Here is a 21,606-nt window from a genome sequence, read left to right as displayed (position 1 = left end):
TCACACTATTTTTTCAAGTCCGAACCGTGGTTTTTCCAGGCACGCACGGCATCGGCAAAGGTGGAGCGTTCATGGGCCGGCAGGCAGCGCAGACGCCACAGGTATTCGCCCACGAACATGGCGCCAATCAGTGGCGCACCCAGCAGGTTGGCAAACACCGACCACACGGCCACAGGCGCCAGCAAGAACAGGGCGGTCGACACAACGGCCAGGGACAGGAAAAACACGGTCCAGGCCTTGGTCACCCAGCGCGTGTAGGCCACTTGCCGCTCCGACAACACACCACCGTGCACCTGCCGAGCGAGCTTTGTGATCAGCGACTCACCCGGCCCGGAGAGGGTGCGCCCGAAGAACGCAGCCAGCAGCAAGTTCACGCCCACGTGCTGCACGAAATACAGCAAAGCCACTTCGCTGGTGAGGGCCGGCCAGGTCCATGCGAGCAGCGCCAGCGCGGCGCCCGCCGCCAGCGCCGCCAGCCACCGGTAGGGCAAGCGCCACAGGGCCAGGCCCAGGGCCAGGGCCAAAGGTGCAATGGCCAATGCCGCGCCCCAGCGCGAAGGCTCGCCGCTGGCACTGGCCACATGGGCGCCCACGGCCCAGGCCACCGCCAGCGCGGCCACCCCCAGGGTGCGCAGCAACGGGACCAAGGCCAGGGTCATGCCAATCCCGACGGAATATGAACTGCCTTGAGAGAGCCCTGCCCTGCACTCACCGGACCACCCTCCGCACTGCGCGCGCCGGGGTTGAGTGCCTTTGGAACGGCCGGGTGGCGCTCACTGGTGTCCCTTCGCCCTTTGGGCTGCGGTGCGAGCTTGCTTGGGAACGGCCCGGCGCTGCGCTCACTGGTGTCCCTTCGCCCTTTGGGCTGCGGTGCGAGCTTGCTTGGGAACGGCCCGGCGCTGCGCTCATGCCGTGCGCTGGCTGACGATGTGGGCGGTCAGCGCGCGCAATGACGCAAAAATGCGTTCGTTGTCCTGATCGTCGGAGCGCATCTGGAAGCCGTATTTCTTGGAAATCACCAGCGCGATCTCCAGCACGTCGATGGAGTCCAGGTCCAGCCCCTCGCCAAACAGCGGGGCGTCCGCGTCGATCTCCTCTGGCTTGACTTCCAGATTGAGGGCTTCGACGATCAGCGCAGCCACTTCGGGCAACAGGGCTTCGACGGCTTCGGGGGTGGCGTTCTGGGTCATGGCAGATTGGGTTCAGGAAGGGGCGGCCGCACAGGCCGGCGCCGCGTTGCGGCCATTCAACAGAAAGGGACTCTGAGAGAACGGCACCCGTCGGTCGGAAATGCTTCAGGAAGCCTGCCCGCTACAGGCACCGGCAGTTGGAGCAACCCGCCATTTTAGCCGTTCGCCCCACCTCAATTGCAGCCTTCGCCAGCCCTCAGCGGGTGCCCGCCACGGGGCAGCGACCCCTGGAATGCCCTGAATTCCCCCAATAGCCCTCGATTTCACTGATGCCGGACGCGATTTCTAGAATGGGATCGTTTCATTTCCGCCCGTGCTTCAGCCCATCGCCCCCACCCAGATCACCGCATACACCGCCACCTCTGCCCTGGGGCAGGGAAAGGCAGCGATGCGCTCGGCGGTTCGGGAAGCACGCAGCGGTCTTCGCCCGCTTGCGGATGCCGATCGCCCGGCCTTGGCTTTGTCCCGTCAGCTGACCACCTGGGTGGGTTGCGTGGAAAGACTGGACGCGCCGCTGCCGGAGGCCTGGTCACTGTGGGATTGCCGCAACAACCGCCTGGCCTGGATGGGTTTGCAGGCCGACGGCTTCCTGGACGCGGTCAACGCTGCCCGACAGCGCCACGGGCCGGGCCGAGTGGCGGTGGTGATGGGCACCACCACCGGCAGCATCGGCGCCACGGAAGCGGCGTACCAAGCCCGGCACGTCTGCGGACACTTCCCCGACGCCATGCACCACGCGTCCCTGCACACCTTGCACGCCCTGGGCGCGTTCGTGCAGCAAGCCCTGGCCCTGGAGGGTCCTTGTTTCACCTTGTCCACTTCGTGCGCTTCCAGCGCCAAGGCGTTTTGTTCGGCCGAGCGCCTGCTGCGCCTGGGCGTGGCCGACGCCGTGGTGGTGGGCGGCGTTGACACCCTTTGCGGCAGCACCCTGTTCGGGTTTCATGCCTTGCAGCTCCTGTCGCCCGACCCCTGCCAGCCCTTTGACACCCACCGCCGCGGCCTCAACCTGGGCGAGGCCGCCGGCTTCGCCTTGCTGGAAAGGGGGGCAGGCGCTTTGCAGCTGCTGGGGCATGGAGAGTCGAGCGACGCCCACCATCTGTCAGCACCGCACCCGCAAGGCCGGGGCGCGGAAGCGGCCCTGGACGATGCCCTCGCTCGCGCAGGCCTGGACATTGACGCCATCGACTTCCTGCACCTGCACGGCACCGCCACGCCGCTCAACGACGAAGTGGAGGCGGCACTGCTGAGCCGGCGCTTCAGCGCTCGCACCCACGCCAGCTCAACCAAAGGCATGCTGGGTCACACGCTGGGTGCTGCCGGCGTGATGGGCAGCGCCTTCTGCCTGCTCGCCATCGAAACCGGCCTGATGCCCGGCACCGTGAACACGCGCGAAGTGGACCCGGTCTGCGGCACCGGCATTCGCCTTCAGGCCGCCCAGGGCGAGGTGCGCGTGGCGGCCAGCCATGCTTTTGGTTTTGGCGGCAGCAACTGCGTGCTGGTGTGGGGCCGGGGCAATGGGCACGCACGCTCACAGGAGCGTTCCACATGACCGAACGATCACTCTTCGTTGAAGGCGTCGCGTTCTGGGCGCCGGGCCTGCCGGACTGGGATTGCGCAAAGGCCGTGTTTCGTGGCGAGCGCGCGCCCGGACCAACCGACAACCGCCTGCCGACGGCCACCCTGCTGACCGCGAGCGAACGCAGGCGCGCACCCGAAACGGTGGCGCTCGCCCTGGAGGCGGCCCACATGGCTGTGGCGGCGTCCGGCAGGCAGGCCAACGACTTGCTGGCCGTGTTCGTCTCGGCGCATGGTGACCTGCCCATCATCGATTTCATCTGTGCGACGTTGGCCTGCGATCCACTGCAGGTGTCACCCACCAAGTTCCTGCATTCCATCCACAACGCCCCCGCCGGCCTCTGGAGCATGGTGGGCGGCGGATGGCAGCCCAACACCACGCTGACGGCTTTCGACCGCAGTTTTGCCGCCGGCCTGCTGGAGGCCGCCGTGCAATGCAACGCCGAAGAGCAGGCGGTCCTGTTGGTGGGCTACGACACCGCCGCCACAGGCGTGCTCACGGAAGCCATGGCCCCCTGCGATGCGCTGGCGGTGGCACTGGTGCTGGCGCCCGAACGCAGTGCACGCAGCACCCACCGGCTGGGGTGGGCACTCCATGGCACCGAACGGTCGCCCACCCCACCCCTGTCGGCCGCTGCGCGAGCGCTGGCAAACAATGGCATGGCGGATGCACTCCCGCTGTTCGAGGCGCTTGCCGCACTTGCGCCGGTGTGTGTGACTCTGGCACAGTCGCCCCAGCAAACCTTGCAGCTCACCATCGAACCCTTGTCCGCGACCCCGGCGGCCACCCGCGTCGAAGCCGTGCAATGCGAGAAATAGCCAGAAAACCAACGCACCGTGCAGCGCACGCAGGATACTCACCGAATGAACACATCCACCACCCATTACGACATGGTGATTCTTGGCGGCGGCCTGGCCGGTCTGACCTTGGCCATGCAGGTCAGACAGCGTATGCCCGACATCACCGTGCTGGTGCTGGAGCGGCGCACCCTGCCGGTGCCCGAAGCGACCCACAAGGTGGGCGAATCCTCGGTGGAAATCGGCGCGCATTATTTCGACAAGGTGCTGGGACTGCACGATCACCTGCACACGCACCAGCTGCGCAAATTCGGCTTCCGCTTCTTTTTCTCTGAAGGCCGGCGCGACATCGATCAGGTCACGGAAATCGGCGCCAGCCGCTACCTGGCGGTGCCCAGCTACCAGATCGACCGTGGCATTTTCGAAAACTTCCTGGCCGCCGAAGCGCAGCGGCGCGGCATCCGGTTTGTCGATTCGGCCATGGTGCGGCGCGTGGAGCTCAGCAGTTCTGAAACCACGCCCGTGCAGGACCACGAGGTGGTGTACGAGCATGAGGGCGCGATGCACGAGGTGAGCGCGCGCTGGGTGATCGATGCCTGCGGCCGCGCCGGCCTGCTCAAGCGCAAGCTGGACCTGGCCCAGCCCAACGCCCACGCCGCGCATGCGATCTGGTTCCGCATCAAGGACCGCATCAAACTGGACGAGTGGAGCGACAACCAGGCATGGCAGGAGCGCTGTGACCCGCAGGCCCGCTGGCTCTCGACCAACCACCTGGTGGGCAATGGCTACTGGGTCTGGCTGATTCCGCTGTCCTCCGGCTCGCACTCGGTGGGCATCGTGGCCGACCCGCGCATCCACCCGCTGGACACCATGGACAGCTTCGACAAAGCCATGGACTGGTTCCAGAAGTACCAGCCGCGCCTGTTCGACGACCTGGACAGCAAGCGCCACCTGCTGCAGGACTTTGCCTTCCTCAAGCGCTTCTCGTACGGTTGCAAACAGGTGTTCTCGTCCGATCGCTGGGCGCTCACCGGCGAAGCCGGCCTGTTTCTGGACCCGTTCTACTCACCGGGCAGTGATTTCATTGCCATCAGCAACACCTACATCACCGAGCTGGTGGAAATGGACCGGCGCGGCGAACGCCTGGGTGCTCGCGCGCAGATCTTCGACCAGCTGTTCCACTCGTTCTACGACAGCACCCTGGCGCTCTACACCGACCAGTACCCGCTGTTCGGCGACCCGGAAGTGCTGCCGGTGAAAGTGATCTGGGACTACGCCATCTATTGGGGCGTGCTGGCGCAGTTCTTCTTCCACAACCGGCTGGCCGACCTGACCACCATGGCGGCCCTGCGCGACGAAATGGCGCGCTGCCAACGGCTCAACCTGGCGGTGCAGACCTTCCTGCGCGCCTGGTCGGGCAAGAGCCTCAAACGCAACGTGCCGACCATGCTGGACCAGGCCTCCATTCCCTGGTTTGCCGAGCTCAACCGAAGCCTCAACGACGAACTGGACGCGGCGCAATTTGCCGAGCGGATCCGGCATTCCAGCGCCCAGCTGCACACCCTGGCCCGCGAAATCCTGGAACGCGCACAGGAAGACCACCCCGGCCTGGACGGCGAGGAACTGCGCAAGCTCACGGAACCCACCGCCAGCCAGACCAGGCGCATGCCCGCGAGCGGCGAGCGCATGTTGCCGGACTTTGCCGTGGCCACCGCCTGAACGGTGTGGTGCCTGCGCCGTGACGCGCAGGCCGGAAAGCAGCCTGCACCCCTTGGCCACACCCGCACCCTGTCAGTTCTGACAGGGTGCCCAACGGGCTCCCGTCGGCCCGCTTGGCTATAGTCACAAAGTTTTCAATTACTGCGGCATTCAACGACAGGCCAGGGGCCTCCCGTCTGCTCTGCCGCCGCCCCTTCGCGTGAACACCGCTACCCCTTCATCGCCTGCCCTTTCCGCGCAGCCCCCCCGCCGCCTCGTATGGCGCTGGCTTCTGGCCATCCTGATGCTCTTGGTGGCGCTGGGCACGCTGTGGTTTGCCTGGCTGGTGCGCTTTCCCTGGCATCTGGAGAGCTTCGACTCGGCCAAGGTGGCACAGCTCACACCCGAGAAGCGCGCCGCCTACGAGCAGGAGCTGTTCAGCGAAGTGCTCCACTGGTTCCGGCCCACCCAGCGCTACCCCACCTGGGAGCCCAACTATTACCTCCCGCGCGAGCAGCGTTGGCTGGAAATGGCCAATGACGGTTTTGAACTGGCCCACATCGTCTTGCGTGTGGTGCAGCCTGGTGCCGGGAAGAAGTACAACGCCGGTCCTGCATTCAAGCGCCTGGAAGCGCTGGCTGAGCAGGGGGACCAGGGAGCCATGTGCCTGATGCAGAGTTTGAGCATCATTGCCTCACCTCGTGATGTCACGCCCCAAATTGATGAACGCGCCCGCCACTGGATGGTCGAAGGCGCGAAACTTGGGCACCCGGAATGTTTGCTGATGCAAGGCGGGCGAATGTTGGTGGGCTCAGATGGCCAACCCATGGATCCGGAGCGCGGCAAGGCATTGATTTTCGAGTCCGTCCGCAAGGGATATACGCATGGCTCGGGCATGCTTGCAGAACACTTCAAAGAGCAAGGCCTTGATGATTTTGCCGACGTCAAGCGTGTGTACTGCTGGCGCATCTGGGGAGCCAAGGTCCATCAGGCCATGGAACCCATGAAGAGTGTGCGCTATGCCGTCGAGCAAGATGCTCCAGCCGCCCTGCGCGCAGAGCTCCTGAACCAGTTGAACGAACTGCGCGAATGGGACCCCAAGGTCGAAGAATGCGTGGCCCTATCGCGGGAGGACTGACCTCATGGAACCACGGAATCTCAATCACCGCCCACCGCCCTACCTGCTTGAACTGCAAGCCCAATGGCATGCACGCTTGCAGCAACTGCGCGCCGACGACATCCATGCGGAGCAGACCATCGAGTCATTGATCACCGCTGAGGCCAAAAAAAACGCCACGCCAGCCGACATCCACCAATCCCAGATCAACCGCCACCAGATTGCCCAGGCCTACAACGACTTCCTTGACACCGACCGCCACTACACCCGCCAGGGCAACGACGCAGCCCGGGCACTGGAGCGCCCCCACCTGAGCATGCTCGAACGCCACCAGCTGGAAACCACCCGCGACCAGGCCTGGGCCACCGCTGGCGAGTTCCAGTTGTTCAAGTCCAGCCAGCAACTGCGCCCCGTTCACCTGGCCCCCGTGCACACCGACACCCTGGTCCACACCCAGGGGCAGGCCACCCAGCTCAACACCCACAGCCCCAAGGGCCTGGCCCTGCAGTGGCTGCAACGCGCGGGCGATGCGCTCGACAGCGCCTACGACTTCGTGGTCAACCGCCTCCTCGCCACGCCGACCCGAGAGCAGAACAAAGAAGCCTGCGCCTTGGCCTTGAACGGCGTGGCCGGCATAGTCTCCGGTCGCCTGGTGCCCCACATGGGCGGCCCGGCGGGGCGCCACCTGGGCGATGGCGCGTGGGGTGCGGCCATCGACGCGGCCAATCCGGGCGCCACCACCTGTGCACGGCTGTATTCCGATGCCGGCAATTTCAGCCACCCCTCTCAGGAAAGCGCCCAGGGGTATGCGCCCCCTGAGCATCTCGCGCCCGAAGTGCGCGAGCAATGGGCCCTGGCCCAGCGCCAACTCGCACCTGCCCTTCGCGAGCATGGCCACGCCCAGCCGCAGATTGACCAGGTGTGCGCAGCGGCGGTGTGCCACGGCCAGCGCCACGCACGGCTGGGCCCCCCTGAGAACTACCTGCTCAGCAACGACGGCCAGCGCGTGGGTGTGGTGTACGGCTCAGCGGGCGTGCGCGACTTTGACGTGGCACAAGCCCAAGGCCACAGCCCGGAACAACAGCTTCAACAGGCCCACGCCGCGGTGCACGAACGACATCGCGAGCAGGCACAGGTGGTGGCCGAACACCCAGCCCACACCCGGGGTGCACTGGTGCTGGGCTGAGGCACAAGGTGGGCGGGCAAGGCTGGCCCTGTCACACCACCGCGGGCCAGAACCCACAGCGCACCGACTCGCCTTCAGGCACCCGCTGCCCGGAACGCCAGCACCGCGTTGCTGCCACCAAAAGCAAACGAGCTGGACAGGGCCGCCTGCAAGGGCAGGTGACGGCGGGTGGTGGTGACGTGGTCCACGCCTTCGCACGCGGCATCGATGTGGCCCTCCAGGTGGGCCGTGCCCACCGCCACACCTTCGCGCAGGCTGAGCACCGTGATCACGGCTTCGATGGCGCCGGCCGCACCCAGCAGATGACCATGCAGGGATTTGGTGGAGCTCACCGCCAGCTGCGGCGCGTGGCCGGCGAACACCTCCCGCAGGGCCGCCACTTCGGTGGGGTCGCCTTCGGCCGTGGCCGTGCCGTGGGCATTCACATAGCCGATCTCTTCGGGTGAGAGCGACGCATCGGCCAGCGCCAGGCGCAGCGCGCGGGCCTGGCCGGCCACGTCGGGCCGCACCAGGTGGGTGTGATCGCAACTGGTGCCAAAACCGGCCAACTCACCATGAATGGTCGCCCCCCTGGCCAACGCATGGTCCCAGTCTTCCAGGACCAGCGCCGCCGCGCCCTCACCCAGCACCAGCCCACGCCGCTCGTTCGAAAAGGGCCGGCAGGCCATGGATGAGCTGTGTTCATCGCCGGGCGCCAGCACCCGCATGGCTTCCCAGGCTCGCATCACGCCGTAGCTCTGCGGCACATCGGAGCCACCGCAGAGCATCACGGTGGCCTCGCCACTGCGCACCCGGCGAAAGGCGTCGCCAATGGAAATGGCCGACGACGCACAAGCCACGCTGTGGCTCACGCTCAGGCCGCCCAGCCCGAACTGGATCGACAGGTGCGCATTTGCGGCGTTGTTCATGCCCAACAGCACCGACAGCGGCGCAACGCGATCCCGGCCGTCCTGCCAGAGATCGCGGTAGATCTTTTCGGAATAAGACGCCCCACCGAGCGCCGTGCCCCAGTCGACACCCCAGTCGCTTCGGTCCTGGCCATCTGCGCTGCGCGACAGGCCGGCGTCGTCCCAGGCCGAAAAAGCCGCGCTCAACGCCATCTGGGCGAAGCGGTCCGTCAGGGCCGCCAAGGGTTTGCCGATGGCTGCGGCGGCATCAAAGTCACGGCACAGCACCATCGGCAGCGACAGCGGGCGGGGCGTGTCGTCGGTGCGATGGTGCGTGACGGCCGACTCCTGGGCAGACAGCCGGGCAAAAAAATCGGCCAGATCGCCCCCATAGGGGCTGACCAGGCCGAGACCGGTGATCGCCACCCGTCTTCGCGTCATGCCTGCGCCAGCCGGTCCATCATGTCCAGCATCTCGCCCACGGTCTGGGGTGAAGACAGGTCGGAGGGCAGGCGGATGCCCAGGTGGGTCTCGAACTCGAACATGAGCTCCAGCATCATCATGGAGTCGACCCCCAGGTCGGCCAGCAACGACGCCGGCTCGACCCGCGCAGGCTCAACACCGAGTCGGTTTTCAAGAAAGGAGCGGACCAGTTCGAGGGATGTCATAGGGGCACGATTTTAGCCAATCGCCCTGCCCTCAACTCGGGAATATGCCCCGATAGCGCACCGCCGCCGTTCAGTGGTAACGCAACACCAGTTCGCGAAGACGCGCCAGCTTGGGCGCCACCATGGGAACGGTGAGCATGGTGCTGGCCACGGCCATCAGCAGCAGGGCCGTGAAGGTGTCGCTGGTGATGACGGCCTTGTCCAGCAGGATGTTGGCGAAGATGATCATGATGAGCGCCTTGGTCTGCAGCAACCAGCCCACAATGCTGGCTTCACCCGGCCCCCAGCGCAGCACCCGCCCGGCCAGGTGCACGCCCATCAGCTTGCCGGCCACCGATGCCACCAGCAACAGCGCCGCCGCCGCGAACACGGCATAACCGCCCAGTGCCCACTCCGTGCGCAAACCGGTGGACAGGAAGAACACCGGCATCATCACCAGCAGCACGTGGTGGCGCAGCAGGTCCATGCGCTCCTGGTCGAACCATTCCGCATCCATCACGGCGCCGGCCAGGAAGGCGCCCACCATGTAGTGCAGGCCGGCCCAGTCGGCACCAAAGCCACACACGGCCAGCCAGATCAGCGAGACGTACCAGCGGTCGCGCTCCTGCAACCAGCGCATCAGGCGCCGGAACAGCAGCGCGATCACGAAGAAGGCGAGCATGAACCCCACTTGCCGACCCACACGCTCCCAGTCCATGAGAATGAGCGCGAGCACGCCCCAGATGGCAATGTCGTCCAGGCTGGCGTAACGCAGGATGCGCTGGCCCAGCGGCTGGCGCAGGATTTCCAGCTTTTCCATGAACAGGATCAGGATCGGCAAAGCCGTCACCGCGCAGGCCATGCCCACGCCCAGCACAAACTGCCAGGTTTGCGCTTGCAGGCCCATCCAGCCACTGCCCGCGGACAGCATCACCAGCGCGGCCACGCAGCCGCACACCAGAGGCATGCCCAGCGCCAGGCCGGCTGTGATGCCGCTTTCGCGCCGGTGCACCCAGGCTTTCTTCAGGTCGAGTTCGATGCCGGCGATCATCACGAACAGCATCACGGCCCACCAGGCAATGCCATTGAGCGACTGGATCACCGCCGGTGTGAAGACAAAGGTGTAGGCCTCCGGGGCCACACGGCCCATCACGCCGGGGCCGAGCAGGATGCCGGCCACGATCTGCACCACCACCAGCGGCGCCCAATAATCGGTGCGGCCCAGCCGCCAGACCAGCCAGGGCAGCGAAAAAATGACCGCCATGGCGATCAGAAAGAGTTCGGTGGTGATCATTGACCCTCCAGTGCAATCGTTTTTTTATGTTCAGGGGCGGCGCCCCACGTACTCTCGGAACACACCCATCGTCACGTGGCAGTGCACGTCGACGAAGCCCGCGCGGCGCAGGGCATCCAGCACGCTTGCCGGGTCCACCGCCGCTTCGATGGTGTCGCCGTAGTATTCCCACAGCTTGCCCACCTCGGCGCGCTGGCGCGTCAGCGTGGCCAGGGCAGGTACCACCACGCTGATGTGGGCGCGCAGCAGCACCCGGCCCAGCCGGCTGGCGGGCCGGCTGATCTCCATGATGCAGACCTGTCCGCCCGGGCGCAGCACCCGCAGGTACTCACCGAAAGCCTGATCCAGATCGGCCACATGGCGCAGGGCATAGCCCATGGACACGAAGTCGAAGGACGCATCAGGCAGTGGAATGGATTCGGCAAACGCCTCGATGGTCTGCACATCGATCTTCTTGCGCAGCTCGGCCAGCATGCCCGGGGAAGGGTCGAGCGCCGTGACGTGCCCCGCGAGACCCACCAGTTCTTGCGCCGCCACGGTGACCAGACCGGTGCCCGCTGCCACGTCGAGCAACCGCATGCCTGGTCGCAGGCCGCATCGGCGCAGCACGTCGCGGCGGTACCAGGCGCCACTGCCCATGGCGGTCAGGCTTTCGGCACTGTCGTAGCCCACCGCGGCTTCATTGAAGAGGTCGCGGGTGAGCGCACGGCGCTCTTCCTCGCCTTCAAAATAGGTCTTCAGACGTGGATCGTCGGTCAAAGGGGCGTTGCGTGGCGTCATGTCGCGGCAAGTTAAAAAAACCGCCGTGCCACGAGCACCGGCAGTCGGAACAGAAAACCCAGGAACAGGCGGGTGTGCATCCAGGTCAACAGCACGTTGTCCCGCAGGTATTTGAAATGCGAGACGCCGCCCTCCTCGGCCGAGAGGTAACGCACGGGTGCGTCGATGTTGATCGGTCTCACGCCGGCCCAGCACAGCCGCACCACCGCTTCGGGGTCGAAGTCGAAGCGGCGCATGAACAGGTTGCCGCGCATGATCTTCGTCAGTGGGGCGATCGGGTAAACACGAAAGCCGTACAGCGAATCGCCCACACCCATCCAGAGTGTTTCCAGGTTGGCCCAGCCATTGGAGACCTTGCGCCCATTGACCCGCAACGCAGGGGCTTCCGCGCCAAACACAGGTTTGCCCAGCACCATGGCTTCCGGGGCAGCCTGGGAGGCCGCCATGAAGGAGGGGATCAGGTCTGCCGGATGCTGGCCGTCCGAGTCCATGGTGAGTGCGTGGGTGAAGCCCTGTGCCGCCGCGGCTTCAATGCCCGCCAGCACGGCAGAACCTTTGCCCTGGTTGCGTGGCAACACCAGCACGCTCAACCCGGGATCGTTGGCGGCCATGTTCTGCAGCAGTTTGTCAGTGCCGTCGGTGCTGCCATCGACCACCACCCACACGGGCGACCATTGCGCGCGAGCCCCCAACACGGTGGCGACCACGCCCGGGCCCGGGTTGTAGCTGGGGATCAGGACGAGATGGCTGCGGGAGGTTTCGGGCATGGGGGCATTTCAGAAAGCGCGGTTGCGGCCGCAGCCACGGGCAGTTCGCTCAGTTCGGCGCGGAAGTAGGCCTCCAGCTCCAGCGTGAAGGCACGCACATCGGTGGGTGGATCGAACCTGCGGCCCAGCCGCACGCGGCATCGCAGGGGCAACTCGGGTGGGCGAAACAGCGGCCAGGCCTTGCCGAGGTAGGGTGTGGAGAACTCGATCAGCACCGTCTGCACCGGCACGCCGGCGCGCGCCGCGATCAACGCGGTGCCGGGCAGGCAAGGGCCGACGGGGAAGTCTGTGGTGCGTGTGCCTTCCGGAAAGATGATGAGCTGGGCACCACCGCGAAGCTCTTCGCGTGCGCCCAGCACCATTTCCACGGGTGCGTGGTTTCGGATGTAGCGCGCCAAGCGTGCACCCGAGCCGAACAGCACGTTGTCCATCAGGCTGGCCTTCATCACGCACACCGCGTTGGGCAGGCGCGAGAGGATCAGCACGGCATCGAGCAGAGAGGGATGGTTGGCGGCCACGATCAGCGGCGCGTCGCCCTGCAGCCGGTCCAGTTCGCGGAGGTCGAACCGGCAGGCGCACACCCATTTCAGCAGCCACAGGTACGCGCGCGCAATCAGGCTGATGGCATGGCGCCCCAGTGCCTGACCGGCCCTCTTGGGCAGCAGCGGGTACAGCAGCATGGCAAAAGGCAACCACAGCAGACACAACACCGCCAGCCCACCCAGGCCGATGCCCATGGCCAGCACCTCGTAGGCGCGCCACAGCAGGGACGGTCGGCGGGATTCAGTCATCGATGGACACGCGGGTGGCCGACTGACCGAAGATCCAGGTCACGGCCAGGCCAGCGGCCAGGTAGTTGCGATCCCGCACCAGCGGGCTGTCGGCAAAACTTGCACCCCTGAGCGAGTCGTAGCGCAGGAAGGCGCCGACCCAGTGGGAAGGGTAGCGCCTGGACACACCCAGCAGGTACTGCATGCCGGCATAGCCAGCGCCGGCCGCGTAAGCCGGACGATCGGCTGTGGCAAACGCGGGATCCACGCCGTAGTAGTAGGCATGCTGGCGCCGGTCGCCAAACAGGGGGCCGGCCTGCACGCCCACGTTCCAGCCGCGCAGGCCTGGCAGGTCGCCCGCATCAAGATTCAACTTCGGATGGAATACCCAGCCGATGTGCTGCGGCGAACGCTCCAGTGTGTAAGCGGTGCGCAGCGGCAGCAACAGCTTGAGGGAGCGCCCCCGATCCTCGGCTCGCCAGAGGGTCAGGTCCAGTTGCGGCCCCACTTCGAACGATGCGCGCAGGTCGGGCATGCCGGCACGGGCAAGAATGTCGTCGCTGGTGGCAGGCGGAGACAGCGCGGCAGAGACGGTCAGGTTCACGTGGTCGGACGCGAACAGCCGTGCCCGCACGCCCTCGCGGTCGGCCTTGAGGAATTGGCCGCGGTACACGAAGTACGGCACCGGCAGGACAAACTGTTTGGTCTCGTCGGAACCCCGGTAGGCGGGGAAACTGAAGGCGGCCACGCCGGCACCCAGCTCCCACAGAGGTGCGGTTTTTTCTGCCATGGCCGAGGCGCAAGCACAGGCCAGCACCAGACCAAGAGAAAGGGTTCTGAAGCTGCGCAAGGTGTTCTCCGGTGTGTGGTCCATGTTCAGGCGGTATGGCCGGCCATGGCTTCGATTTCCACCAGCAGTTCAACGCGGCAGACGTCGGCCTGAAGGTAGACGGTCGGTGCATCGCCGCAGCGCTGCCGCAGCAGGCTGCGCACGGCTTCGAAGTGCTCGGCGTGCCTGACATAGACACGGTAGCTCAAGCCGTCCAGGGTGAACCGGCCCAGACGGCTGACGCGATTGGCCTCGGCCACCACCGCAGCAATGTTGTCCAGCGTTTCATGGCTTTGCGCCTGCACATCGCCATCGTGAAGGCTGCGGTGACCCACGATGCTGGCTGTTCCAGAGATGAACAGCAGTTCCTGCCCGGGCGGGTAGACCAGTGCCGCGCGCGAAAAAGTCGGGCTGCGCGGCCCGTATTCCCGCGGGTACAGGTAGGCGCTGACCTGGCGTGGGTTCTCGATCGGTACGGCCGGCACCGTGCCGGCCAGGAACGCCACCGACAACGGCCCCTGGGCCACGCCGAGCGCACAGGCGGCCGGCACACGCCCCACCACACTTCGCGAGGCCTGCTCAAAGGCGGAACCCCGACCCATATTGAAGCGGCGGTATCGCTCCAGGCCTGCGTCGTCGCCGTGGATGTCGGCCAGGTAGTTCCAGGCCCGCCACAGATGGGGCAGGCCCTGCGCATCCAGCAGGCGGAAGATGCGCGCATAGGCAGCCTTGCTGGCCACCTGCAAGGCGGTTTCATCAGCGTTGGCAGGCAGCGCGTCTTCGGCCAGTTCGATCACGCCATACAGCAGGTCACCGCAGCGGCGCCAGTCAATGCCTTCAGAGTGGCCTGCTGCGACCGGCGCACCGTCAACCAGCCAGGTTTCGTGCAAGACAGGCCCATCCGAGCCCAGCAGCGTTGCGCCCAGGTGCTGCAGCGGCCATCCCGCGCGCGGCACGGGACCCATGCCCAGCAGGGCGCCCCCCAGCACCTTTGCGGCTTCGCCGGCAAAGGGGCTGTCAGCGATGACGAGATCCAGCGCCACTAGGCGTTGTGGAGGGCTGCGTCTTCCACCCTGCGAATGTTGAAACGCCTGCGCTTCCAGGCCAGAAAAGCGCGCTGCGGCTGGATCACATTGGCGATGTAGTACAGCAGCTTGAAGGTGCGCACCGAACGCCAGATGGGTGTCTTGCCGTAGATGTCGCCGGCCAGCACCGACAGCAACGCTTCCTTCATGCGGAACATGTTCCTCGGGTGCATGAGCAGGTCGCGCATGATGGGGTTGGTCACCCGGTAGATGAACCATGAAAACTCGGTCGGCCCGTGGCGCATCTGGCGATCGAAGTGCTTGAGCGCGGCAGCGACCTTCTGCGGCGTCTTCAGGCAGGTGTCCACCGTTTCGGCCGCGACCACCCCACTGTGCATGGCCAGCATCACGCCCGAGGAAAACACCGGATCGATGAAGGCATAGGCGTCGCCCAGCAGCACGTAGTTGCGACCGTGGTTGCGTGCCGATGTGTAGGAAAAATTGCCGGTGGCCTCGACCTCATTGACCAGGGTGGCCGATTTCATGCGGGCGGCCAGGCCGGGACAGGATGCGATGCCATCCTGCAGGAACTGCGTCAGGCTGCGCTTGCCGCGCGTCTTCATGAAATAGGGCCAGGTCACCATGCCAATGCTGGTCACGCCGTCAACGAGCGGAATGAACCAGAACCAGCCGTGGTCGAACCAGAACACGGTGATGTTGCCCTCGGTCGGTCCCTCTTTGCGCTCCACATTCGCAAAATGCCCATAGACAGCCGCACTGTTGTGTTTCTCGCTGCGCTGCTTGATTCGGAACCGGTTGGCCAGGAAGGTGTCGCGGCCCGATGCATCGATCAGGAAACGGGCATGCCAGTGCACCTCATGGCCATCGTCCAGCGTGGACTTCACCATCACGCTGTCATCGGGCAGGAACTCCACACCTGTGGCTTTGCAGCCCTCGATCACCGTCGCGCCTTTTTTTGCTGCGTTGCGGATCAGGATCTCGTCAAAGGCCGAACGCTTGACCTGGTAGGCGTGCGGCATGGACTTGTCCCAGGCATCGGCAAATTGAAACACCTGTGAATGTTCGTGCCATGGCGACACAAATTCGGCGCCGGGTTTGTACATGCCAATGGCCTTGACCTCCTCGGCAACGCCCATGCGCTCCAGCAACGGCAGATTGGCCGGCAACAGCGATTCGCCAATGTGAAAGCGGGGATGGTGCGCCTTTTCCAGCAGCACAACGTGGTGCCCCTTTTCCGCCAGCAAAGGCGCCACGGTTGATCCTGCCGGACCACCGCCGATCACCAGCACGTCGCAGCGCCGGATTTCAGGTGTTTGTGAAGGGTGTTGCATGGGACGAGCCTCTGGCAGAGCCGGGTAGGCCAATGGATTCGGTGGGGCCGCCCGAGCCTCGTCGCGCAGGTGGCGGTACACGGCTCTGACAGGGGAGCAGCCGGGCAGAACGGCGCCTGAGAAGCCCCGCGGTGGCGAAGTATAGCGGTGGCCATGGCGCGGCTTGCACACCCCCGGTGGGCGAATGTAACAGGGGCCAAGCCCCGTTCATGCGGTCACCCTGAGCGGGATGGTGACAGGTCCGTCGTTGACCAGGTGCACCTGCATGTCGGCACCGAAGCGACCGATCTGCACCACCGGATGCTGTGCGCGGGCCGACTGAACAAAGGCCTCATACAGGGCTTCGCCGAGTGCGGGGGACGCCGCGCCCGTGAAACCGGGCCGGTTGCCGCTTCTGGTGTCGGCCGCCAGGGTGAACTGGCTCACCACCAGCATGCCACCGCCCACGTCCTGAACGCTGAGGTTCATCTTGCCGGCATCGTCGCCAAAGATGCGCAGCTTCAGGATCTTGGCCAGCATCTTCTCGCCCACGGTCTCGGTGTCGCCGGGCTCGGCGCACAGCAGCACCAGCAGCCCGCGCCCGATCGCGCCGACCGTCTCGCCAGCGATGTCCACGCGCGCCTCACTCACGCGCTGCAGCAGGGCCATCATGCGAACGGCTCCGTCAAACAGGGTGCCACGAACGGGGGATGCGTCATATCAGATCCTTTTCATCGTCAAAGTGCGCCTCCACATCGCTGGGCAGCAACTGAATGGTGGCGCGCAGGCCGGGCACGGCACTCATGAGGGCCTGTTCGACACTGGCGCGCACGGCAGCGGCACGGCCCAGCGACCAGGCTGCGGGCATGTGCATGTGCAGGTCAACGAAGCGGCGCTGGCCGGCCTTGCGCGTGCTCACGTGGTCGAATCGGATGATGGTGGCTTCGCCCTCGGCCGAGGCGAACCCGTCCAGCGTCTGCTGGATGGTGGCCATCACCTCGGGCTCCACCGCTTCATCCATCAGACCTTGCGAAGAGCGCCACATCAGATGAACACCCTCCTTCATGATGTTGGCCGCGACACCCATGGCCAACAGAGGGTCCAGCCAGAGCCAGCCGCTGAGGTGTACCAACACCAGGCCCACCACCACGCCGGCCGATGTCCAGACGTCGGTGACCAGGTGCCTGGCATCGGCCTCCAGCGCAATCGATCGGTGCACCTTGGCCGCTCTGAACATGAACCAGGCCAGCAGACCATTGAGCGCCGAACTGCCGACCGACAACGCCAGTCCCCAGCCAACCTGCTCGATGGGCTGCGGATCGAGCAGCCGGGTACCGGCAGCCCACACGATTCCCAGCGCAGCCGCAATGATCAGGATGCCTTCAAAGCCAGAGGAAAAGTACTCGGCCTTGTGGTGTCCGTAGGGATGGTCTTCGTCTGCCGGTCGTGCAGCGATGGTCACCATCACCAGACCGAACACCGCACTGGCCAGGTTCACCAGCGACTCCATGGCGTCGGAGAGCAAACCCACCGAGTCGGTGATGACCCAGGCCAGCGTCTTCATCACGATGGTGATGAGCGCCACGAGGATCGACAGTTTGAGCAGGACTTTTGGCGTCATGGAAGTCAGCGCTGGGGCGCGCGCAGATGGAGCATGACACAAGCGCTGTGCAGCATTTGCCAAGCACCCCCTGTCGGACCACAGGGTGACAGACCGCCCGTAAACCGCGGCCCCACGGGCTCAGGCCAGCGTGACCTTCGCAAATTTGCGCTTGCCCACCTGCAGCACATAGGTGCCCGCCCCCAGCTTCAAGCCTTTGTCGCTGACCACGGAGGAGTCGACACGCACGCCGCCGCCCTCGATCAGCCGGTTGCCTTCGCCGGTCGACGCCGCGAGTCCGACCGCTTTCAACAAGGCCGCCACGCCCATGGGCGCGCCGCTCACCTGAGCCTCGGGAATCTGATCGGGCACGCCACCCTTGCTGCGGTTGATGAAATCCTGCTCGGCGGCATCGGCGGCGGCAGCGCTGTGGAAACGTGTGGTGATCTCTTTGGCGAGCATCACCTTGGCATCCTTGGGGTTGCGCCCCTCCTCCACTTCCCTCTTCAGGGCCTCGATCTCAGCCATCGACTTGAACGACAACAGCGTGTACCAGCGCCACATCAGCGTGTCGGAGATGCTCAGCACCTTGGCGAACATGGTGTTGGCCTCTTCGGTGATGCCGATGTAGTTGTTCTTGGACTTCGACATCTTCTCCACGCCGTCGAGGCCTTCGAGCAGCGGCATGGTCAGGATGCACTGAGGCTCCTGCCCGTACTCTGTCTGCAGGTGACGCCCCATCAGCAGGTTGAACTTCTGGTCCGTGCCGCCCAGCTCCAGGTCGCTCTTGAGCGCCACCGAGTCGTAGCCCTGCATCAACGGGTACAGGAACTCGTGCACGCTGATCGGCGTTCCCGCCTTGAAGCGGTCGTGGAAATCGTTGCGCTCCATCATCCGCGCCACCGTGTATTTGGCAGCGAGCTGGATCATGCCCATGGATCCCAGGGGCAGGCTCCATTCGCTGTTGTAGCGGATCTCGGTCTTCGAGGGGTCGAGCACCAGGCTGGCCTGCTTGTAGTAGGTTTCGGCGTTGGCCTTGATCTGCTCGCTGGTCAAAGGCGGACGGGTGTTGTTGCGGCCGGAGGGGTCTCCGATCAGACTGGTGAAGTCCCCGATCAGGAAGATCACCTGGTGGCCCAGGTCCTGCAACTGGCGCATCTTGTTGAGCACCACGGTATGGCCGATGTGGATGTCGGGTGCCGTCGGGTCCAGGCCGAGCTTGATGCGCAGCGGCTGACCACTGGCTTCTGCACGTGACAATTTTTGTACCCAATCGGTCTGAGGTAACAATTCTTCGCACCCGCGCAGCGTCACCTCCAGCGCCCTGCGCACACCGTCTGTCAGTGCGCCCCCGTCGACACCCGTGTTGTGAGTACTTTTTGAATCGTTTTGTGGGGGGTTCATACGTAAAAACTCAGATGTGAAAACGCCTTGGCTGGCTATACTCGACGATTGTGAGCCAATTTTAGTTGGGCGCGATTTTTGCATATGGCTCACCGGTTCCCTTGGCGGCAAAAACGCGCAGGGAACTTGATGGCTTGTGGACCCTCCCATGCTGCGTTTGAACCATGGGCAAGCCAACCCAAGTTTCCTGAAGGCATCCGTTTTGACAAGACCGCTACTCCAAACGCTGGCACACGCCGTCGAGGCCGCAACCCAAAGCATTGCCCGCCACCCCAAGCGCCTCATGGGTGGCATTGGTGTCATCCTTCTCGGCACTGGCGTGACCGCCTTCGGTATCGCTCCTCTGGCCCCTGACGCATCCGACCTGCCCGTGAGTCTGGTCACTGAAATGCTCGATCTGGGTGCCACCCAGCCCGAGCTGAACTTGTTGCCCGAAGTCGCTGGCTTCTCGCTGTTCCGCAGCGAGATCGTTCGCAGGGACGACACCTCACAAAGCCTGCTGCAGCGCCTGGGCATTCCGGATTCTTCAGCACAGGCCTTCCTTCGCAGCGACCCGGTCGCCCGGCAGCTCTTTGATGGCCGGGGCACCAAGCTGGTTTCGGCAGAAACCAGCGATCGGCATGAACTTCAGAAGCTCACTGCGCGCTGGACTTCGTCATCAAACAGCCGGGAGTTCGAGCGCCTGGTGATCGAAAAAACCGAGCAGGGTTTCAAAGCCCGCCTTGAAAAAGGCACGCTTCAAGCTTCCACCCGCCTGGGCAGTGGCGACATCCGCAGTTCCCTGTTTGCCTCCACCGACGCAGCCAATTTGCCAGACGCTGTGGCGATCCAGCTCGCCGAGCTGTTCTCCGGCGACATCGATTTCCGGCGCGACCTGCGCCAGGGCGACCGGTTCAGCCTGGCCTACGAGGTCCTTGAGGCAGATGGCGAGGTCATGACGACGGGCCGCGTGCTCAGTGCCGAGTTCATCAACAACGGGCGGGCACATTCTGCGGTGTGGTTCGGGGAGTCTGACCAAAAGGGTGCGTACTACAGTTTCGACGGCCAGAGCGCACGCAAGGAGTACCTTGCGTCCCCGCTGCAATTCACCCGGGTAAGCAGCGGCTACGGCATGCGCTTCCATCCGGTCATCGGGGGGCGCAAGCCCCATCTGGGGGTGGACTATGCGGCCCCCACCGGCACACCGGTCCGGACCATTGGTGATGGCGTGGTGGCTTTCGCCGGCCAGCAGCGTGGCTATGGCAATGTGGTGTTCATCACCCACCGCAAGCAGCACACCACGGTGTACGCGCACCTGAGCCGCCTGAATGTGCGCACAGGGCAGCGGGTATCCCAGGGTGATGCCGTCGGCGCCGTGGGTTGCACGGGCACCTGCACCGGCCCTCACCTGCACTTCGAGTTCCGTGACAAGGGGGTGCACCAGGATCCGCTGGTTGCCTTGCGCAACAGCGAAAGCGTGCCCTTGAACCCGGCCCTGCGTGCCCGCTTCTCGGCCGTGGCCAGCGCTCAACGCCTCAAACTCGATGCGGCCACCACCATCGTGCAGGCCAGCGCAGAGTAGGTAGACACACCCCCGCGCCGCTTCGCGGCACCCCCTCAAGGGGGCGATACCTGGGACCGGCAGAGCCGGATCCTCGGTATCTCTGGATGGGGCACTTCGCGTCGGGTGGCGTCCCGGGGTTAGACGAAAAAAAGAAAAGGAGCCTGTCGGCTCCTTTTCTCTTTCTGGTCGGTGAGGTGTGGTCAGGCTTGGCTGACAACGCTCTCTCTCTCTGGCGGGCAGCCTCAAACGCTGAAGCTGGAGCCGCAACCGCAGGTGGTGGAGGCATTGGGGTTCTTGATCACGAACTGTGCGCCTTCCAGATCTTCCTTGTAGTCGATTTCCGCGCCCACCAGATACTGGTAGCTCATGGCGTCGATCAGCAGCGACACACCGTTCTTGCTCATCTGGGTGTCGTCCTCGTTCACCACTTCGTCAAAAGTGAATCCGTACTGGAAACCCGAGCAGCCACCGCCCTGCACAAACACCCGCAGCTTGAGATCGGGATTGCCCTCTTCGGCCACGAGCTCGGCCACTTTGGCAGCGGCGCTGTCGGTGAAGACCAGCGGTGCTGGCATGTCGGTCTGGATGTTATCGGCCACAGCGCTCATGAGATACCTCTTGACGAAATCCGGACCCGCGAAAAGACGGGCCTCAGAGTCAGGAACGGGTGCCACTCACCCGTCCAATGCGCTGATAGTAAAGCAAATCGCTCGGAATTGCCTCTACCCGTTATTTGCCGCCAATTTCAGTGTGGGTTTGTCTTCTTCGGAGCCAGAGGCGTCATGCGCCATGGGTTTGAGCTGGCCGGCGATGGTGGCGCCTTGATGCATCTCCAGAGCCTTGTACGACACGTCGCCTTCGATGCGCGCCTTGGGCTGCAGCTCCAGCAAGTCCAGGGCGTGCACCGGGCCCTTGACCGACCCATTGATGATCACGTGGTCTGCGGTGATGCGACCGCTCACACTGGCCAGTTCGCTGATCACCAGGATGCTGGGCTGTTCACTGCTTGCAAGAATGTCACCCACCACTTCACCGTCGATACGCAAGCCATCATGGAAAGTGACATTGCCGTCAATGCGCGTGCCTTGTGCGATCAGACTCTTGATGGGGGGTTGCTTTTTCTTGTTGAACATGCCGATGGGCCTCCTGACGACGGAATTTGGAA

22 protein-coding genes are annotated in these 21,606 nt (G+C 64.8%); 6 read left to right on the top strand and 16 right to left on the bottom strand.

All coding sequences use genetic code 11. The features are described from left to right. Positions 1–5: 5 nt before the first annotated feature. The gene (locus J2W49_RS22015; RefSeq protein ID WP_310321194.1) at positions 6–659 is read right to left on the bottom strand and encodes a COG4648 family protein; all 654 of its coding nucleotides are present in this window, start codon (positions 657–659) and stop codon (positions 6–8) included. 246 nt (positions 660–905) lie between these two features. Beyond that, complete coding sequence (locus J2W49_RS22010; RefSeq protein WP_310321192.1) at positions 906–1,190, bottom strand: phosphopantetheine-binding protein; 285 nt, start codon at positions 1,188–1,190, stop codon at positions 906–908. 313 nt (positions 1,191–1,503) lie between these two features. Here J2W49_RS22010 and J2W49_RS22005 point away from each other — a divergent pair, with 313 nt between their 5' ends. The 5 genes from J2W49_RS22005 to J2W49_RS21985 all read left to right on the top strand — a co-directional run bounded on the left by J2W49_RS22005 (position 1,504) and on the right by J2W49_RS21985 (position 7,564). Further along, entirely contained in the window at positions 1,504–2,739 is a 1,236-nt protein-coding gene (locus tag J2W49_RS22005; RefSeq protein ID WP_310321191.1) for a beta-ketoacyl-ACP synthase, read from the top strand. Beyond that, the gene (locus J2W49_RS22000) at positions 2,736–3,584 is read left to right on the top strand and encodes a beta-ketoacyl synthase chain length factor (protein WP_310321188.1); all 849 of its coding nucleotides are present in this window, start codon (positions 2,736–2,738) and stop codon (positions 3,582–3,584) included. The genes J2W49_RS22005 and J2W49_RS22000 overlap by 4 nt, the downstream gene beginning before the upstream one ends. Positions 3,585–3,629: 45 nt before the next feature. Beyond that, positions 3,630–5,282: an NAD(P)/FAD-dependent oxidoreductase gene (locus J2W49_RS21995; RefSeq protein WP_310321186.1), complete on the top strand. Its 1,653-nt coding sequence runs from the start codon at positions 3,630–3,632 to the stop codon at positions 5,280–5,282. 199 nt (positions 5,283–5,481) lie between these two features. Next, on the top strand, positions 5,482–6,399 hold the full coding sequence (locus J2W49_RS21990) for a hypothetical protein (RefSeq protein ID WP_310321183.1): 918 nt from the start codon (positions 5,482–5,484) through the stop codon (positions 6,397–6,399). A gap of 4 nt (positions 6,400–6,403) precedes the next feature. Then, entirely contained in the window at positions 6,404–7,564 is a 1,161-nt protein-coding gene (locus J2W49_RS21985; protein ID WP_310321180.1) for a hypothetical protein, read from the top strand. A 74-nt stretch (positions 7,565–7,638) separates the two neighbouring features. Here J2W49_RS21985 and J2W49_RS21980 read toward each other — a convergent pair whose 3' ends face one another. The 12 genes from J2W49_RS21980 to tyrS form a co-directional block, all read right to left on the bottom strand. Then, on the bottom strand, positions 7,639–8,892 hold the full coding sequence (locus J2W49_RS21980) for a beta-ketoacyl-[acyl-carrier-protein] synthase family protein (RefSeq protein ID WP_310321176.1): 1,254 nt from the start codon (positions 8,890–8,892) through the stop codon (positions 7,639–7,641). Further along, positions 8,889–9,119, bottom strand: a complete 231-nt coding sequence (locus J2W49_RS21975; protein ID WP_310321173.1) for an acyl carrier protein — start codon at positions 9,117–9,119, stop codon at positions 8,889–8,891. The genes J2W49_RS21980 and J2W49_RS21975 overlap by 4 nt, the downstream gene beginning before the upstream one ends. Positions 9,120–9,189: 70 nt before the next feature. Further along, positions 9,190–10,392, bottom strand: a complete 1,203-nt coding sequence (locus J2W49_RS21970; protein WP_310321171.1) for a cation:proton antiporter — start codon at positions 10,390–10,392, stop codon at positions 9,190–9,192. A 30-nt stretch (positions 10,393–10,422) separates the two neighbouring features. Then, complete coding sequence (locus J2W49_RS21965) at positions 10,423–11,172, bottom strand: class I SAM-dependent methyltransferase (RefSeq protein ID WP_310321169.1); 750 nt, start codon at positions 11,170–11,172, stop codon at positions 10,423–10,425. 11 nt (positions 11,173–11,183) lie between these two features. Beyond that, positions 11,184–11,939, bottom strand: a complete 756-nt coding sequence (locus J2W49_RS21960; RefSeq protein ID WP_310321167.1) for a glycosyltransferase family 2 protein — start codon at positions 11,937–11,939, stop codon at positions 11,184–11,186. Beyond that, a complete protein-coding gene (locus J2W49_RS21955; protein ID WP_310321164.1) occupies positions 11,906–12,730 on the bottom strand; it encodes a lysophospholipid acyltransferase family protein in 825 nt (274 codons plus the stop codon). Before J2W49_RS21955 ends, J2W49_RS21960 begins: the two co-directional genes overlap by 34 nt. After that, on the bottom strand, positions 12,723–13,583 hold the full coding sequence (locus J2W49_RS21950) for a MipA/OmpV family protein (protein WP_310321161.1): 861 nt from the start codon (positions 13,581–13,583) through the stop codon (positions 12,723–12,725). The genes J2W49_RS21955 and J2W49_RS21950 overlap by 8 nt, the downstream gene beginning before the upstream one ends. A gap of 2 nt (positions 13,584–13,585) precedes the next feature. Then, positions 13,586–14,581, bottom strand: coding sequence for a chorismate transformation FkbO/Hyg5 family protein (locus tag J2W49_RS21945; RefSeq protein WP_310321159.1), 996 nt, complete (start codon positions 14,579–14,581; stop codon positions 13,586–13,588). Beyond that, the gene (locus tag J2W49_RS21940; RefSeq protein ID WP_310321156.1) at positions 14,581–15,915 is read right to left on the bottom strand and encodes an NAD(P)/FAD-dependent oxidoreductase; all 1,335 of its coding nucleotides are present in this window, start codon (positions 15,913–15,915) and stop codon (positions 14,581–14,583) included. Before J2W49_RS21940 ends, J2W49_RS21945 begins: the two co-directional genes overlap by 1 nt. A gap of 207 nt (positions 15,916–16,122) precedes the next feature. Beyond that, positions 16,123–16,566 (bottom strand): D-aminoacyl-tRNA deacylase, encoded by a 444-nt coding sequence (gene dtd / locus J2W49_RS21935; protein WP_310321153.1) that lies wholly within the window; start codon positions 16,564–16,566, stop codon positions 16,123–16,125. Between the two features lie 43 nt (positions 16,567–16,609). Next, positions 16,610–17,515, bottom strand: coding sequence for a cation diffusion facilitator family transporter (locus J2W49_RS21930; RefSeq protein WP_310321151.1), 906 nt, complete (start codon positions 17,513–17,515; stop codon positions 16,610–16,612). 120 nt (positions 17,516–17,635) lie between these two features. Beyond that, positions 17,636–18,898: a tyrosine--tRNA ligase gene (gene tyrS, locus J2W49_RS21925; protein ID WP_310321149.1), complete on the bottom strand. Its 1,263-nt coding sequence runs from the start codon at positions 18,896–18,898 to the stop codon at positions 17,636–17,638. Between the two features lie 148 nt (positions 18,899–19,046). Between tyrS and J2W49_RS21920 the strand changes: the two genes are divergently transcribed. Further along, on the top strand, positions 19,047–20,459 hold the full coding sequence (locus J2W49_RS21920) for a M23 family metallopeptidase (RefSeq protein WP_310321147.1): 1,413 nt from the start codon (positions 19,047–19,049) through the stop codon (positions 20,457–20,459). A 224-nt stretch (positions 20,460–20,683) separates the two neighbouring features. Here J2W49_RS21920 and erpA read toward each other — a convergent pair whose 3' ends face one another. Continuing rightward, positions 20,684–21,049: an iron-sulfur cluster insertion protein ErpA gene (gene erpA, locus J2W49_RS21915; protein WP_310321145.1), complete on the bottom strand. Its 366-nt coding sequence runs from the start codon at positions 21,047–21,049 to the stop codon at positions 20,684–20,686. A gap of 114 nt (positions 21,050–21,163) precedes the next feature. Beyond that, positions 21,164–21,574, bottom strand: a complete 411-nt coding sequence (locus J2W49_RS21910; RefSeq protein ID WP_310321144.1) for a bactofilin family protein — start codon at positions 21,572–21,574, stop codon at positions 21,164–21,166. Positions 21,575–21,606: the final 32 nt, after the last annotated feature.

This window comes from Hydrogenophaga palleronii (genome assembly GCF_031457455.1).
Classification (GTDB): domain Bacteria; phylum Pseudomonadota; class Gammaproteobacteria; order Burkholderiales; family Burkholderiaceae_C; genus Hydrogenophaga; species Hydrogenophaga palleronii_A.
Note: the sequence above shows the minus strand (reverse complement) of the source record. Positions and strands in the feature narration are given on the sequence as shown.